Source organism: Polaribacter pacificus (assembly GCF_038024035.1).
GTDB classification, from domain to species: Bacteria; Bacteroidota; Bacteroidia; order Flavobacteriales; family Flavobacteriaceae; genus Polaribacter; species Polaribacter pacificus.
Genome location: NZ_CP150664.1, coordinates 943,785 through 958,765, shown reverse-complemented (window position 1 = coordinate 958,765; position 14,981 = coordinate 943,785). Strand labels below are relative to the sequence as shown.

Below are 14,981 nucleotides of genomic sequence, written 5' to 3'. Positions count from 1 at the left end.
ACAAACAAATTTTATAGTAAGTTTGTAAGTAGAAAACCTCAATCAATATTAAAAAGATTGTAGACAATCAAAGCAACTAGAACATGGAATATTTAGATTTTGAACTGCCTATTAAAGAGCTTGAAGACCAGTTGGATAAGTGCCAAATAATTGGAGAAGAAAGTGACGTGGATGTTACGGCAACTTGTAAGAAAATAGAAAAGAAGCTAGAAAAAACAAAAAAAGAAATTTATAAGAATTTGACTGCTTGGCAACGAGTACAACTGTCTCGTCACCCAAATAGACCCTATACCTTAGATTATATCAAAGCGATTGCTGGAGATACTTTTATGGAGTTTCACGGAGACCGTACGGTTAAAGATGACAAAGCCATGATTGGTGGTTTGGGTAAGATTGGTGATCAATCGTATATGTTTATCGGTCAGCAAAAAGGATACAATACCAAAACGCGTCAGTATCGTAATTTTGGAATGTCAAATCCAGAGGGATACAGAAAAGCTTTGCGCTTGATGAAGATGGCTGAGAAGTTTGGAATTCCTGTGGTTACCCTTATTGATACTCCGGGAGCTTATCCAGGTTTAGAAGCTGAAGAGCGCGGACAAGGTGAGGCTATTGCGAGAAATATATTAGAAATGACTCGATTAAAAACTCCTATTATTGCTGTAGTTATTGGTGAAGGAGCTTCTGGTGGAGCTTTAGGGATAGGTGTTGGAGACCGTGTGCTGATGTTAGAGAATTCTTGGTATTCTGTAATTTCTCCAGAAAACTGTTCTTCTATTTTATGGAGAAGCTGGGCGCATAAAGAGCAGGCAGCAGAGTCTTTAAAATTGACAGCCATTGACGGAAAAAAGCTTAAAATTGTAGATGATATTATTCAAGAGCCTTTAGGAGGTGCTCACTCTGATAGAGAGACTACTTTTAAAGAAGTAGAAAAAGCGATCGTTGCAGTTTATGAAGACTTAAAGAAGTTAAATCACACTGATTTAGTCGCAAAAAGAATGGATAAGTATTCTAAAATGGGTGTCTTTAAAGAGTAGTCCTTAGATATATAACATAAAAAAAGCAGGAGAATTATTCTCCTGCTTTTTTTATGCTTTTGTTTTAAGTTTATAGACCTAACTTTTTAAACATGTTTTTTAAATTTGGATTAGAGGGTCTTGGCGCGTTTGCGTCAACGATGTTTCCTTTAGGGTCGATAAGAATAAATCGAGGAATGCCGTTTACTTGATAGGCTTGTAAAAAGTCTAAATCTTGATCGGCAAACAATTGGATACCTGATAAGCTTTTGTCTTTAACCATTGCTCTCCATTTGTTTTGCGCATTTTCCCAACTCCCAGCAGTTCTTTTGTCATCGATAGAGATACTCACAAATTTAATATTCTTATTGTGGAATTCTTTTTCCAGACTTTTTAAGGCAGGGATTTCTGCAATACAAGGATTACACCAAGTTGCCCAAAGGTCTATGTAAACATAGCTTCCTTTTAAGTGGTCTAAAGAAGTTTTTCCGCCTTTATAATTGATATAGTTCTTAAATTTTGGAGATGGTTTTCCTTTGGCGATCGCTTCCATGGCTTTTGCAGCTTCTTTAGCTTTTGCATGTTGGCTCTCGTAATTGTTTTCTAAATAATTAAAGAAATCTGTATTTTGTTTTGTGTTCTCTGCAATAAAATCAGTATCGAGTCCTTTAAACTGCTTTTGAATATTGTCAAAATTACTGCGGATTTCTTTTAGTTTCTCAGTAAAGACTTCTTTGTCAAGTGCAAATAAATTTCTTGGATCTCCAATGCTACTTCCATACTTGTTCTGAGCTAACAAAAAGTTAGAATTTTCTGAACCTGTTCCTTCAAATTGTAAGCTTTCAAAAAAAGAATTGTTGTCTGCACTTAAGCTAAGGTCAAAACCATTTGCTATATAGGCAAAACCTACATTGGTGTTGTTGAGTGCGATATTAAAATAATCAGGGTTTTTTAATTGGATGGTATCGCTAAAACTTCCATCGGCATTCAGGCTTATTTCTTTGTTGTATAAACCATTGGTAAATACAATTGTTTTGGCATCTGTATTTGCTATTTTACCAGAAATACTTGCGAATTCTTTGTTCTCTTCTGTACATGCTTGCAAGCTAAGTAGTGCTAATGCAAGCCCTAAAATTTTTCTCATAATAGATTGTCTAAATTTAACAGCAAAGGTACTAAATCAAGCAATTTGCTGTATGAGTTCTTTCGTTAATTTTTTTAAAAAAAGCCCAAATGTACATTTGGGCTTTTTAATTATTCTTCTTGTTTTTGTTCAGGTTTCTTTTTGGGCTTTTTAATCTTAATGGTCAACTCATTTTTAGCGGAATCTAAGTCCATAAGTATGGTGTCTCCTTCTGCTAATTTAGAGCTTACAATTTCTTCGGCCAGAGCATCTTCTATGTATTTTTGAATCGCTCTTTTTAAAGGTCTTGCGCCATATTTTTTATCAAAGCCTTTGTCTGCAATATAATCTTTTGCCTTTTCTGTTAGTTTTAGGGTGTAACCCAAATCAGAAATTCGATCTAATAATTTATTTAATTCGATATCGATAATTAGATGAATATCTGCTCTTTCTAAAGCATTGAAAACGATGATGTCATCAATTCTGTTTAAAAACTCAGGAGCAAATGATTTTTTAAGGGCAGATTCTATAATTCCCTTTGCGTGTTCATCAGCTTGTGCTGTTTTAGAAGCAGTTCCAAAACCAACGCCTGCGCCAAAATCTTTTAGCTGTCTTGCGCCAATATTAGATGTCATAATGATAATAGTGTTTCTAAAATCAATACGTCTTCCTAAGCTGTCAGTAATAAATCCATCGTCTAAAATTTGTAAAAGCATATTAAAGACATCAGGGTGCGCTTTCTCTATTTCATCAAGTAGAATTACAGAGTATGGTTTTCTTCTAACTTTTTCTGTTAGCTGTCCGCCTTCTTCATAGCCTACATATCCCGGAGGTGCACCAATCAGTCTTGAGATGGCAAATTTCTCCATGTACTCACTCATGTCTACGCGAATAAGTGAATCATCAGAATCAAAAAGCTCTCTGGCTAAGACCTTCGCTAATTGAGTTTTCCCAACCCCAGTTTGTCCTAAAAAGATAAATGACCCTATGGGCTTATTTGGATCTTTAAGTCCAACACGGTTTCTCTGAATAGCCTTAACTACTTTGGTAACTGCTTCGTCTTGACCGATAACTTTTCCTTTAATCAAGTTTGGAAGCTCACTCAGTCTGCTACTTTCTGCTTCGGCAACTCTATTCACTGGAATCCCAGTCATCATAGATACCACTTCGGCCACATTGTCTTCCGTAACTATCTCTCGGTTGAGTTTAGAATCTTCTTCCCATTGCTTTTGTGCAGAGTCTAAGGCAGCTTCTATGTTTTTTTCATCGTCTCTAAGTTTTGCAGCTTCCTCATATTTTTGGCCGTTTACTGCCAGTGATTTTTTGCTGCGAATGCTTTCAAGCTCTGCTTCTAAAGCTAGGACTTGTTTTGGGACAACTATATTTGTGATATGAATTCTAGAGCCGGCTTCATCCATCGCGTCAATCGCTTTGTCTGGTAAGTAGCGGTCTGTCATATATCTATTGGTTAATTTTACACAAGCTTCAATAGCATCGTCTGTAAAATCTACATGATGGTGCTCTTCGTATTTTTCTTTGATATTGTGTAAAATCTGAATGGTTTCTTCTACAGTTGTCGGTTCTACAATCACCTTTTGAAAGCGTCTTTCTAGTGCACCGTCTTTTTCTATATTGGTTCTAAACTCATCAAGAGTGGTAGCTCCAATACATTGAATTTCTCCTCTTGCCAATGCTGGTTTTAGCATGTTTGAGGCATCTAAAGATCCTGTAGCTCCTCCAGCTCCAACAATGGTGTGGATCTCATCGATAAACAAAATAATGTCATCGTTTTTTTCCAGCTCATTCATTAGGGCCTTCATGCGTTCTTCAAACTGACCACGGTATTTGGTTCCTGCAACTAAGCTGGCCAAATCTAAAGAAACAATACGCTTGTCAAATAAGATTCGAGATACCTTTCTGTTGATAATTTGAATGGCTAGGCCTTCTGCGATGGCAGATTTTCCAACACCAGGTTCTCCAATTAACATTGGGTTGTTTTTTTTACGTCTGCTTAGAATCTGTGAAACACGCTCGATTTCTTTTTGACGACCAACAACAGGGTCTAACTTGCCCGCTTCTGCTAAGGCTGTTAAGTCTCTTCCGAAGTTGTCTAAAACAGGTGTTTTTGATTTCTTCTCAGTTCTTGCTTTTGGTTGTTCAAAAGGATTGTTCTTCTCGGTGCTAAACTCATCATCTGATGGAGTTTCTGCAATAGGAGAACTTGGCAAGTCTAGAGACTCGTCGGTATGTAATTGTTTGTATAGTGCTTTGGCCTGATCGTAATCAACATATAAATTGTTTAGCAATTTTGTTGTAGGATCATTTTCATTGCGTAAAATGCACAGCAATAAATGCGCTGTGTCTATTGATTCGCTTTGATATAATTTGGCTTCTAAAAAAGTTGTTTTTAAGGCTTTTTCAGCTTGTCGTGTAAGGTGTAAACTCTTTTTAAGGTCTCCGCTATTTTGAAAACTGGCAGAAGCAGGGTTTAATTTTTCGATTTTCTTGCGCACCAATTCTAAATCGATATCAAAGGTGTTTAAAATTTCGATTGCTTTTCCTTCTCCTTTTCGAATCAACCCCAATAGCAAATGTTCGGTCCCGATAAAATCATGACCTAAACGCAAAGCTTCGTCTTTGCTATATGTGATTACATCTCTTACTTTTGGTGAAAAATTATCGTCCATATGTTTTGTGTCTATTACTGTAAATTTAGTAGAAATTTTATGAAAAAATTACAAAAAAGATGCCACAATGTTTTATTTGTCAAAATGACGCTTTTTTAACGCTTTGAAACTCTTGAAAATCAAATAGATATGCCTTGTTAAAAAATACAAAAAAATGTTGATAACTCTAGCGAGTAAAAAGTGATAATTCTTTGACAAAAAAGGGATTTATTGTATCTTGCTCGTTTAAGTTAACGATTAAATATTAATATAAAACATATATGACAGACGGAGAAAAATTGATCCCAATTAATATTGAGGAACAAATGAAATCTGCTTACATTGATTATTCAATGTCAGTAATTGTTTCGAGAGCATTGCCAGATGTTAGAGACGGCTTAAAACCAGTCCACAGAAGAGTACTTTTTGGGATGCATGAATTGGGAATAAAAGCAACAGGTTCTTATAAGAAATCCGCAAGAATTGTTGGAGAGGTATTAGGAAAGTATCACCCACATGGAGATACTTCGGTATACGATTCAATGGTTCGAATGGCTCAAAACTGGAGTGTTCGTTATATGATGGTTGATGGACAAGGTAACTTTGGTTCTGTAGATGGCGATAGCCCTGCAGCCATGCGTTATACTGAGGTTCGTATGCAAAAAATATCTGAGGACATGTTGTCAGATATAGAGAAAGAAACCGTTGACTATAGATTAAACTTTGACGATACTTTACAAGAGCCAACTGTATTGCCTACTCGTATTCCAAACTTATTGGTAAACGGAGCTTCGGGTATTGCTGTTGGGATGGCTACAAACATGGCGCCTCACAACTTAACAGAAGTGATTAATGGTACCTTGGCTTATATCAATAATAGAGATATTGAGATTGATGAATTGATGGAGCATATAAAAGCCCCTGATTTTCCAACCGGAGGAACCATTTATGGTTATGAAGGAGTTAAAGAAGCTTTTCATACAGGTAGAGGACGTATAGTAATGCGTGCAAAAGCCAATATAGAAGAGGTGAAAGGACGTGAGTGTATCATTGTTACTGAGATTCCTTATCAGGTTAACAAAGCAGAAATGATTAAGAAAACTGCAGAGTTGGTCAACGATAAAAAACTTGAAGGGATTGCGAATATTCGCGATGAGTCTGATAGAAACGGAATGCGAATTGTATATATATTAAAAAGAGATGCGGTATCTAATGTCGTATTAAATAAATTGTATAAATATACTCAGTTGCAAACTTCATTTAGCGTTAATAATATCGCATTGGTTAATGGGCGTCCAGAGCAATTGAATTTAAAACAACTAATTCATTATTTTGTAGAGCACAGACACGATGTGGTTGTGAGAAGAACAAAATTTGAATTGGCAAAAGCAGAAGCAAGAGCTCATATCTTAGAAGGATTGATCATTGCCTCTGATAATATTGATGAGGTAATTAAAATTATTAGAGCTTCTGGAAATGCAGATTTAGCAAGAGAAAGCTTAATGGCTCGTTTTGAACTTTCTGAGATCCAAGCTAAGGCTATTGTAGAAATGCGTTTACGTCAGTTAACTGGCTTAGAGCAAGACAAGTTAAGAGCTGAGTTTGATGAGATTGTAAAAACCATTGCAGACTTAAAAGATATATTAGAAAACGAAGACAGACGTTATCAGATTATTACTGATGAGTTAATTGTTGTTCGTGATAAATACGGTGATGAGCGTAGATCAGTTATTGAGTATGCTGGTGGCGATATGAGAATGGAAGATATGATTCCTGATCATCAAGTAGTGGTTACCATTTCTAATGCTGGGTATTTAAAACGTACCAATTTAGATGAATACAAAGTACAAAATAGAGGAGGACGTGGTCAAAAAGGTGCTACTACAAGAAATGAAGATTTCTTAGAGCACTTGTTTGTGGGTACAAACCACCAATACATGTTGTTCTTTACACAAAAAGGAAAAGTATTTTGGATGCGTGTGTATGAAATACCTGAAGGTGGTAAAAACACCAAAGGTCGCGCTATTCAGAACTTGATCAATATAGAGCAAGATGATAAGGTTAAAGCCTTCTTAGTTACCCAAGATTTAAAAGATGAGGATTATGTAAATAGTCATTATGTAATCATGGCAACCAAAAAAGGCCAAGTTAAAAAGACTTCTTTAGAGCAGTATTCACGTCCTAGAACTAATGGAATTAATGCCATTACTATTAAGGATGATGATGAGTTGCTTGAAGCTAAATTAACTTCTGGAGATAGTCAAGTAATGCTTGCCTTAAAATCTGGGAAAACCATTCGTTTTGAAGAAGAAAAAACCAGACCTATGGGAAGAACAGCTTCTGGGGTTAGGGGGATTACCTTACAAAATGACCAAGATGAGGTTGTTGGAATGATTGCTGTAGATGATGCAGAAAGTAATATTTTAGTTGTTTCAGAAAAGGGCTATGGTAAGCGTTCTAATTTAGAGGATTACAGAATAACCAATAGAGGTGGAAAAGGTGTTAAGACCTTAAATATTACAGAGAAAACCGGAGGTTTAGTTGCTATTAAAAATGTAACTGATGAAGACGATTTGATGATTATCAATAAGTCTGGAATCACTATTAGAATGGCGGTTTCTGATTTAAGAGTGATGGGTAGAGCTACGCAAGGTGTTCGACTAATCAATATTAAAGATTCAGATAGTATTGCTGCTGTGGCAAAAGTACAGCACGAAGATGAATCTGAAGATGAACAAAATGAAAATGGCACGGATGTTGAAAGTACTTCAACGGAGACCCAAGAATAAATTAAGAAGATTATTAGACTATTAAAATTAAGAAAACCATGAAAAAACAAATATTAGCGCTAACCATTGGCTTGGCATCAGTTGCCTCTTTTGCGCAAAAAAACGAATTAAAAGCAGCTGAGAAAGCTCTTAAAAAAAATGACTTTGCTGCGGCGGTAGCTGCAATTTCATCAGCGGAAGCTTTAATAGCAAACGCAGATGAAAAAACAAAATCAAAATTTTATTTCTTAAAAGGGAATGCTTATGCAGGAAAAAAAGATTTAAAAACTGCAGGGAATGCTTATAATGAATTGTTAGATTTTGAAAAAAAATCAGGTAAAAAAAGATATTCAGATAAAGTACAACCTATTTTAAGTGGTTTGATCAAAACTGTTTCTGAAAAAGCAATTAACCAATACAATGCTAAAGATTATAAAGGAGCGACTGAAAATTTTGAGTTGACGTATAATTTAAGTCCTAAGGATACAGCTTTTTTGTTTAATGCAGCAGTAAGTGCTAGTATTGCTAAAGATCATGAGGCTTCTTTAAAGCACTATAATTCGCTTAGAAAATTAGGGTATACTGGGATTACTACGCAATACATGGCGACTAGTAAAGAAACTAATGAATTAGAAGATTTAGGTTCTAAACAACAAAGAGATTTGATGGTAAGAACAGGAGCATATATCAACCCTGTTGACAAAAACAGTGAGTCTAAGGCTGCAGGAATCATTAAGAGTATTGCAAATATCTTGTCAGAACAAGGGAAATACGAAGAAGCTGTAGCGACTATTAAAGAAGCTAGAGCTATGAATCCAGAAGATTTAAGTTTGTTGCTAACAGAAGCAGATTTTTACATCAAATTAAATAAGATGGATGAGTTTGCAACTTTGATGAAAGAAGCAGTTGTAAAAGACCCAAACAATGCGATGTTGTTTTACAATTTAGGAGTAGTTACTTTTGGACAAGGTCAAATCGAAGAAGCTAAAAAGTATTACAAAAAAGCAATCGAAATTGATCCTAATTATTCTGACGCTTATTTAAACTTATCGATTGCAATTTTGGCAAAAGATAAAGCGATTGTAGAAGAAATGAATAAAAGCTTAAGTGATTTTAAAAAGTATGATGAATTAGAAAAGCAACAAAAAGCAGTTTATAAAGAAGCTTTACCTTATTTAGAAAAAGGAGATGCTTTAAAAAGAACCAATGAAACGGTTAAAACACTTTTAAATATTTATCAAATTTTAGAGAACGAAGCTAAGGCAAAAGAGTATGCAGAATTGTATAAGAAAATGCAATAGTTTTAAACTAGAACAAAAAAAACCGAAACGTAAGTTTCGGTTTTTTTTTGTTTATATAATTTTCTTAATGACTCTTAATTTGTGCGTATGTCGCTTGATATCTGCATTGTAAATGCCACTGTGATCTAAGCGATCGATTCTAACTTTTCCGTAGGCATGAATGATATAATTGTCTTTCATGATGATTCCAACATGGGTAATTACGCCTTCTTGATTGTCAAAAAAAGCCAAATCACCAGGCTCACTTTCTTCTATAAAACTAAGAACTTCACCTTGAGTTGCTTGTTGTTTTGCTTCTCTTAATAAATTGTAGCCACAAAGTTTGTAAACCAGTTGCGTAAAACCAGAACAGTCCATTCCAAAAGGAGTTTTACCTCCCCAAAGATACGGGCTGTTTAAAAATTGAAATGATTTTTGTATCAATTCATCTTTAGGTAAAGGGCTGTTGTAGCTCAATCCATCATAACTATATGCATCTGATTGAATATAACAATGACTGCCATCAAATAGAGGTAGTTGACTCCCGATGGGTATGGTAATCAATTGGTTGTTTTCTCCACAGATAAAATCAATCAACTCTCCAGTTACACAGGGGGTTTCACTTGTTAATTTGGTATAGAGTTCTTCTGTAATTTCTACATACTGTTTGTTGTCTATAAAGCCTTCATAACCATCAGAAAAGAGCCTTACTTTACTCCAATCTTTTCGTTGCTCCAAAACTTTAAAGTGCTCACCAAACAATACTTGAGAAAGCATTTCTGATTGGTGCGCTGGCTCTAGTCGCAATGAAACAATACTGAGATTACAAATGCCGTAGCGCATGAATTATTGAATTACAAATTATCAATTAATCGTATTGCTAAAAATTAGCATTTTTCTATGACCATGGCACTAGCACCACCACCACCATTACAGATAGCAGCTGCACCAATTTTGGCATTGTTTTGTTTTAAGATAGAAGTTAAAGCAATAATGATTCTAGCTCCAGAAACTCCAAGAGGATGTCCTAAAGAGACAGCACCACCGTTTACATTTACTTTGCTAGGGTCTAAATCTAAAATTTTCATATTAGCAAGTCCAACAACAGCAAAAGCTTCGTTTAGCTCAAAGAAATCAACTTCACTTAAATTGATATTTGCCTTAGCCAATGCTTTTGGTAATGCTTTAGCTGGTGCAGTCGTAAACCATTTTGGTTCGTGTGCAGCATCGGCATAACCTTTAATTTTAGCAAGTGGAGTAAGGTTTAATTCTTTCGCTTTTTCTGCAGACATTAAAACCAATGCAGCTCCTCCATCATTAATGGTAGATGCATTTGCAGCAGTAACAGTTCCTTCTTTAGTAAAGGCAGGGCGCAAATTAGGAATTTTGTTTATAAAAACATTTTTGTATTCTTCATCTTCAGAAAAAATAACTGGTTCCCCACGTCTTTGAGGAATCTCTACAGGGACTATTTCATCACTGTATTTTCCTTCTTTCCAGGCTTGAGCTGATCGCTCGTATGATTGAATTGCAAAAGCATCTTGATCTTCTCTAGAAAACTCATAAGTAGTTGCACACTCATCTGCGCAAACTCCCATAGCTACTTGCTCATAGGCGTCTACCAATCCGTCTTTTTGTATACCATCTTCCATGCTGATAGGCCCAAATTTAGAACCTTTTCTAGCATGTTGGTAATGTGGAATCATACTCATATTTTCCATTCCTCCCGCAACAACGATCTCTGCATCACCCAAGGCAATCGTTTGTGCAGCTAACATAATAGATTTCATACCAGAAGAACATACTTTGTTTACAGTAGTACAAGGCACCGTGTTTGGGATTCCTGCAAAAATTGCAGCCTGTCTAGCTGGTGCTTGACCTAAGCCAGCAGAAACAACATTACCCATAAAAACTTCTTGAACAAGAGCAGGGTCTAATTGAATTTTTTCTAAAGCACCTTTAATGGCGATTGCACCTAATTTTGGTGCTGGAATTGTAGATAAACTCCCCATAAAACTCCCTATAGGTGTTCTTGCAACTGATACAATAACGACTTCTTTCATATGATAGATATATTATTTTGTATATTAGATTTGATCATGCGAAAATAACCAAATTATTGTGAGCAATAAAATTTCTAAAGCATCAATTCTTACTCCCTTAGAAAATAGTAAGCGATTTTTTGAGCTCTTTAATAATTTAAAGTAATTTTGTATTCAAATCATCTTATGAGCCAACTGATTAATAAAATATACAAAAACAACGCGATAGTATATAAAATCTTATTGTTTTTAGTCGCTGTTGTTGCGATTGTTTACTTATTTCCAAAAGGGGGGCAGTTTAAATATACCTTTAGCAAAGGAAAGCCATGGCAGTATGATAATTTGTATGCCACTTTTGATTTTTCAATTCAAAAAACAGAAGAAGAGCTGGCTGCAGAAAAGCAAGATCTAATTGGCAATAGCAAGCAGTATTTTATCTATGATGTTAATAAGGTAACTCAAGTAAAGCAAGATTTTACAGCAAAAATTAATTCGGTTCAATCTACAGATTCTATCCCTAAGTCAGAGTTGATGGGTTTGGTTTCTGTAGGGAATTATGTGGTGGATTTGGTCTATAAAAATGGCTATCTCTCAGAAAATACGCAACATAAAAATTTAAAATCTAATGACATGGTTTACCTGATTACCGGGAGCCAAGTAGAAGGTGTTAATTTTGGTCGGTTTTTGGTGTCTAGAGATGTGTTTCAGTTAATTACTGATAATATTGGTGAGACGCCTTATAATCACGGTCAAAATGTGTTGCTAAATATTTTATCCGAAGTTTTAAAGCCCAATGTTTTCTTTGATGCTAATTTTACTCAGAAATCACTTGATGAATCTCTGAATAATATCTCCTACACAAAGGGTTTAATAACCGCTGGTGAGTTAATCATCTTAAAAGGTGATATCGTAGAGGGAAAAAAATTAGCGGTCTTACAATCGTTAAAATTAGAATCCGAATCTAAAGTTTGGACAGAATCAAATTACAATTGGATAATTTTTGGCTATACCATCTTAGTGTCTTTAGCTTTGTTAATGCTTTTGTTGTTTTTGCATAAGTATCGACCAGAAATTTTTATAAACAATAACAAGGTAACTTTTATCTTTTTTAATGTTTTCTTGATGATCTTGATTCAGACGCTGGTCATTAAATACAATGTGGATTATTTGTATGTGGTTCCTTTGAGTATACTTCCAATTGTTTTAAAAACTTTTTTTGATGCCAGATTAGGCTTGTTTACACATGTGCTAACGGTTTTACTATTGGGCTTTATAGTGCCTAATAGTTTTGAGTTTATTTATCTGCATATCATTGCAGGAATCGTAACTATTTTAACCGTATCAGAGCTGTATAAAAGAGCCAATTTGTTTATTTCGATTGCGCAGATTACCTTAATTTATATGATTACGTATTTTTCTTTTTCGATTATAAAAGAAGGAAATGCATCTCAGATAAATTGGGGCTATTTTATGTTGTTTTCTGCCAATGGACTTTTGTCTTTCTTATCGTTGTTCTTTATCTATATGTATGAAAAGATTTTTGGACTGGTTTCTGATGTAACTTTACTAGAGTTGTCAAACACCAATACAAAACTGCTAAGAGAGCTAAATGAAAAGGCGCCAGGTACCTTTCAGCATTCTATGCAGGTGGCTAATTTAGCAGAAGCAGCAGCCAATGAAATAGGTGCCAACTCTATGTTGGTTAGAACTGGAGCCTTGTATCATGATATTGGTAAAATGCTCAATCCGATGTATTTTATAGAAAATCAAAGCACCGGAGTAAATCCTCATAATGATTTATCGCCCAAAGACAGTGCTTTTATTATTATCTCACATGTGATTAAAGGAATCGAATTGGCAAAAGAGCACCGTTTGCCTGATCGAATTATTGATTTTATAAGAACGCATCACGGAACGAGCTTGGTCTATTATTTTTACAAGAAGGAGCAGGATTTAAACCCAGATGAAGAGATAAATCCATCAAAGTTCCAATATCCAGGGCCGATTCCGTTTTCAAAAGAAACCGCTATACTAATGATTTGTGATGCCGCTGAAGCAGCGTCAAAAAGCTTAAAAAATCCAACAGCTCAGTCTATAGAAAGATTGATTGATAAAATTGTTGAGAAACAAAAATCTGATAATCAATTCATTAATTCTGATATCACATTTAGAGAAATTGAGAAAATTAAAAAAGTCATTAAAAAGAAGTTAATGAATATATACCATCTGCGAATTGAATATCCAGATTAGGTTCAAATTTTTGAAAAAAATACAAAAAAAAGGTTGTGAAATTGTATTTGTAATATTACATTTGCACTCGCAATTTTTAATTAATACCTCGGTGTTATTAAAGGAGAGGTGCCAGAGTGGTAATGGAGCAGATTGCTAATCTGTCGACGGGTAACTGTCGCCAGGGTTCGAGTCCCTGTCTCTCCGCAAAATTTGCAAACAGTATTTGTACTTCGGTATAAAACTGAAAGGGCAATCGATTAACAGTGAAAACTGTTTTTTCGGGGTGTAGCGTAGCCCGGTCATCGCGCCTCGTTTGGGACGAGGAGGTCGCAGGTTCGAATCCTGCCACCCCGACAATAAAAGTGTGGAATTTTCGTAGAAAGCTTGCTTTCTTAAGAAAACGGAGGAGTTTTATTTTAAATTAAAGTCTTACTTTAATTTGCAGCAACCCCTCTTCAGGATCAACAACGTTAATCCTGCCACCCCGACAAATAAATTGTGGAGTTTTTGCAGAAAACTTCCACCGAGAGTATATCATGAGTTAGGGCTCTTAGCTCAGCTGGATAGAGCACCTCCCTTCTAAGGAGGCGGTCGAAGGTTCGAATCCTTCAGGGCTCACATAAAGCTTCACTAGCAATAGTGAGGCTTTTTTGTTTTTATAAGTTTTATAAGGGTTTAGCTAGGTTATTACATCTTCAATAATATTTCATTCTATTATTTTTACAATCAAGATATGCCTTTTTTAGATGCTAAAACGGAATGATTATAAATATTTAATACTATAATTAGAAATTGTTTCTGGATTGCTTGGGCATTCTAATATGAATGTAACGCAGTCTCATTATGGAAAGTAGTACAGAAGAAGGTGAGTGAGGAGCTTAGTAAGCTTAATAAAGGTTAAAAGAATGGATATGATTGGTTATTTTAACCATATCCATATTATTAATCATCCTAAAACCTGAAGTATTTTGACAGGGATAATCTCGTATTTCTCTCCTCTCTTAATAACTAGGAAGATATTGATTTTTGTTGGGTTAGTGTATTTGAAAAATTCATCTTTAGATTTCAAGTTTAAGTTATTTAAACGTTCTTTAAATACAATCGGCTGCTCACTAATTTTTTTAAAAAAATATAAATTACCTTTTTTGTTGCAAATAGGGAAGTCTGTTATTTGATATCCAATTTTGTATTTACAATCAGCAATGCTGGTATTATATAAAATGTAAACATTTTCTTTTTTAAAATATTTCAAAAAAACAATTATAGAAATAATTAGTATTGAAATTATTGTCATTATGAAATTATTCCTTTTGTTCAGAAATTTCATCATTTACTCCTGCGTTTTAACGTTTTATAAAGGTTCATCACTTTCTGAAAAAGGTTGATAAACTTCTTGAATCTTTACCTTGTTGTTCAGAGAATCAACCTCAATGATAAACATTCTAATTTTTTTTAATCGATCTAGTTTATTTTTGTCCCAATTATAGGTGTCATATTCAGAAAAAGGTACAATTTTAGAAAGACTATCAATTGTAATAATGTTTAAATTCTTTATTTTTTGAAGTTTTTTTGCTACCGTATTTTTACTTTTAAGACGAGCTAGTTCTAAAACCCTCCCTTCTTTTACATAATAGTAGATGTCTTTGTTGTTTTCATTCTTATAAAAAACATCATTTTTTTTGAATATAATATATACCTTTTCTGTAATATAAATTGAGTCCTTGTAAATAAGAAGTAAACCAATTATAAAAAAGAGTATTAAACTAAACCAATATTTATTCTTCATAATTAATTGCATTCTTCACTTTCTGCATAGTTGTCTACTAAAAGTCTAAAGGATGTGCTATTTAAATG

General features: G+C 34.6%; 10 protein-coding genes and 3 tRNA genes. 7 read left to right on the top strand and 6 right to left on the bottom strand.

Annotated features, from left to right (window positions below):
• Window positions 1-83 precede the first annotated feature (83 nt).
• Entirely contained in the window at window positions 84-1,037 is a 954-nt protein-coding gene (locus WHC90_RS04370; protein ID WP_188597279.1) for an acetyl-CoA carboxylase carboxyltransferase subunit alpha, read from the top strand.
• A 70-nt stretch (window positions 1,038-1,107) separates the two neighbouring features.
• Here WHC90_RS04370 and WHC90_RS04365 read toward each other — a convergent pair whose 3' ends face one another.
• Both WHC90_RS04365 and WHC90_RS04360 read right to left on the bottom strand, forming a co-directional pair.
• Window positions 1,108-2,160 (bottom strand): TlpA family protein disulfide reductase, encoded by a 1,053-nt coding sequence (locus tag WHC90_RS04365; RefSeq protein WP_188597278.1) that lies wholly within the window; start codon window positions 2,158-2,160, stop codon window positions 1,108-1,110.
• A 110-nt stretch (window positions 2,161-2,270) separates the two neighbouring features.
• Window positions 2,271-4,826 carry an ATP-dependent Clp protease ATP-binding subunit gene (locus WHC90_RS04360; RefSeq protein WP_188597277.1) on the bottom strand — a complete coding sequence of 852 codons (2,556 nt, stop codon included), beginning with the start codon at window positions 4,824-4,826 and terminating at the stop codon, window positions 2,271-2,273.
• A gap of 260 nt (window positions 4,827-5,086) precedes the next feature.
• Here WHC90_RS04360 and gyrA point away from each other — a divergent pair, with 260 nt between their 5' ends.
• Together gyrA and WHC90_RS04350 are read left to right on the top strand one after the other, a co-directional pair.
• Window positions 5,087-7,594 carry a DNA gyrase subunit A gene (gene gyrA, locus WHC90_RS04355; RefSeq protein WP_188597276.1) on the top strand — a complete coding sequence of 836 codons (2,508 nt, stop codon included), beginning with the start codon at window positions 5,087-5,089 and terminating at the stop codon, window positions 7,592-7,594.
• Window positions 7,595-7,632: 38 nt separating this feature from the next.
• Window positions 7,633-8,874, top strand: coding sequence for a tetratricopeptide repeat protein (locus WHC90_RS04350; protein ID WP_188597275.1), 1,242 nt, complete (start codon window positions 7,633-7,635; stop codon window positions 8,872-8,874).
• Between the two features lie 51 nt (window positions 8,875-8,925).
• Here WHC90_RS04350 and WHC90_RS04345 read toward each other — a convergent pair whose 3' ends face one another.
• Together WHC90_RS04345 and WHC90_RS04340 are read right to left on the bottom strand one after the other, a co-directional pair.
• Entirely contained in the window at window positions 8,926-9,696 is a 771-nt protein-coding gene (locus tag WHC90_RS04345; RefSeq protein ID WP_188597274.1) for a C40 family peptidase, read from the bottom strand.
• 44 nt (window positions 9,697-9,740) lie between these two features.
• Window positions 9,741-10,916 (bottom strand): acetyl-CoA C-acyltransferase, encoded by a 1,176-nt coding sequence (locus tag WHC90_RS04340; protein ID WP_188597273.1) that lies wholly within the window; start codon window positions 10,914-10,916, stop codon window positions 9,741-9,743.
• Window positions 10,917-11,081: 165 nt separating this feature from the next.
• Here WHC90_RS04340 and WHC90_RS04335 point away from each other — a divergent pair, with 165 nt between their 5' ends.
• The 4 genes from WHC90_RS04335 (at window position 11,082) to WHC90_RS04320 (ending at window position 13,745) form a co-directional block, all read left to right on the top strand.
• Window positions 11,082-13,145 carry an HD family phosphohydrolase gene (locus tag WHC90_RS04335; RefSeq protein ID WP_188597272.1) on the top strand — a complete coding sequence of 688 codons (2,064 nt, stop codon included), beginning with the start codon at window positions 11,082-11,084 and terminating at the stop codon, window positions 13,143-13,145.
• Window positions 13,146-13,247: 102 nt separating this feature from the next.
• Window positions 13,248-13,331 (top strand) — tRNA-Ser (locus tag WHC90_RS04330).
• A 75-nt stretch (window positions 13,332-13,406) separates the two neighbouring features.
• Window positions 13,407-13,481: transfer RNA gene (locus WHC90_RS04325), tRNA-Pro, on the top strand.
• A 190-nt stretch (window positions 13,482-13,671) separates the two neighbouring features.
• Window positions 13,672-13,745: transfer RNA gene (locus WHC90_RS04320), tRNA-Arg, on the top strand.
• A 328-nt stretch (window positions 13,746-14,073) separates the two neighbouring features.
• Here WHC90_RS04320 and WHC90_RS04315 read toward each other — a convergent pair.
• Together WHC90_RS04315 and WHC90_RS04310 are read right to left on the bottom strand one after the other, a co-directional pair.
• Window positions 14,074-14,379, bottom strand: coding sequence for a hypothetical protein (locus tag WHC90_RS04315; RefSeq protein ID WP_188597271.1), 306 nt, complete (start codon window positions 14,377-14,379; stop codon window positions 14,074-14,076).
• A gap of 99 nt (window positions 14,380-14,478) precedes the next feature.
• Window positions 14,479-14,925, bottom strand: coding sequence for a hypothetical protein (locus WHC90_RS04310; protein WP_340820319.1), 447 nt, complete (start codon window positions 14,923-14,925; stop codon window positions 14,479-14,481).
• Window positions 14,926-14,981 lie beyond the last annotated feature (56 nt).

Excerpts from the sequence above, each read along its gene's own strand:
- WHC90_RS04350 (WP_188597275.1), top strand. The coding sequence starts at position 7,633 with ATGAAAAAACAAATATTAGCGCTAACCATTGGCTTGGCATCAGTTGCC.
- WHC90_RS04370 (WP_188597279.1), top strand. The coding sequence starts at position 84 with ATGGAATATTTAGATTTTGAACTGCCTATTAAAGAGCTTGAAGACCAG.
- gyrA (WP_188597276.1), top strand. The coding sequence starts at position 5,087 with ATGACAGACGGAGAAAAATTGATCCCAATTAATATTGAGGAACAAATG.
- WHC90_RS04310 (WP_340820319.1), bottom strand. The coding sequence starts at position 14,925 with ATGCAATTAATTATGAAGAATAAATATTGGTTTAGTTTAATACTCTTT.
- WHC90_RS04345 (WP_188597274.1), bottom strand. The coding sequence starts at position 9,696 with ATGCGCTACGGCATTTGTAATCTCAGTATTGTTTCATTGCGACTAGAG.
- WHC90_RS04340 (WP_188597273.1), bottom strand. The coding sequence starts at position 10,916 with ATGAAAGAAGTCGTTATTGTATCAGTTGCAAGAACACCTATAGGGAGT.
- WHC90_RS04365 (WP_188597278.1), bottom strand. The coding sequence starts at position 2,160 with ATGAGAAAAATTTTAGGGCTTGCATTAGCACTACTTAGCTTGCAAGCA.
- WHC90_RS04335 (WP_188597272.1), top strand. The coding sequence starts at position 11,082 with ATGAGCCAACTGATTAATAAAATATACAAAAACAACGCGATAGTATAT.
- WHC90_RS04360 (WP_188597277.1), bottom strand. The coding sequence starts at position 4,826 with ATGGACGATAATTTTTCACCAAAAGTAAGAGATGTAATCACATATAGC.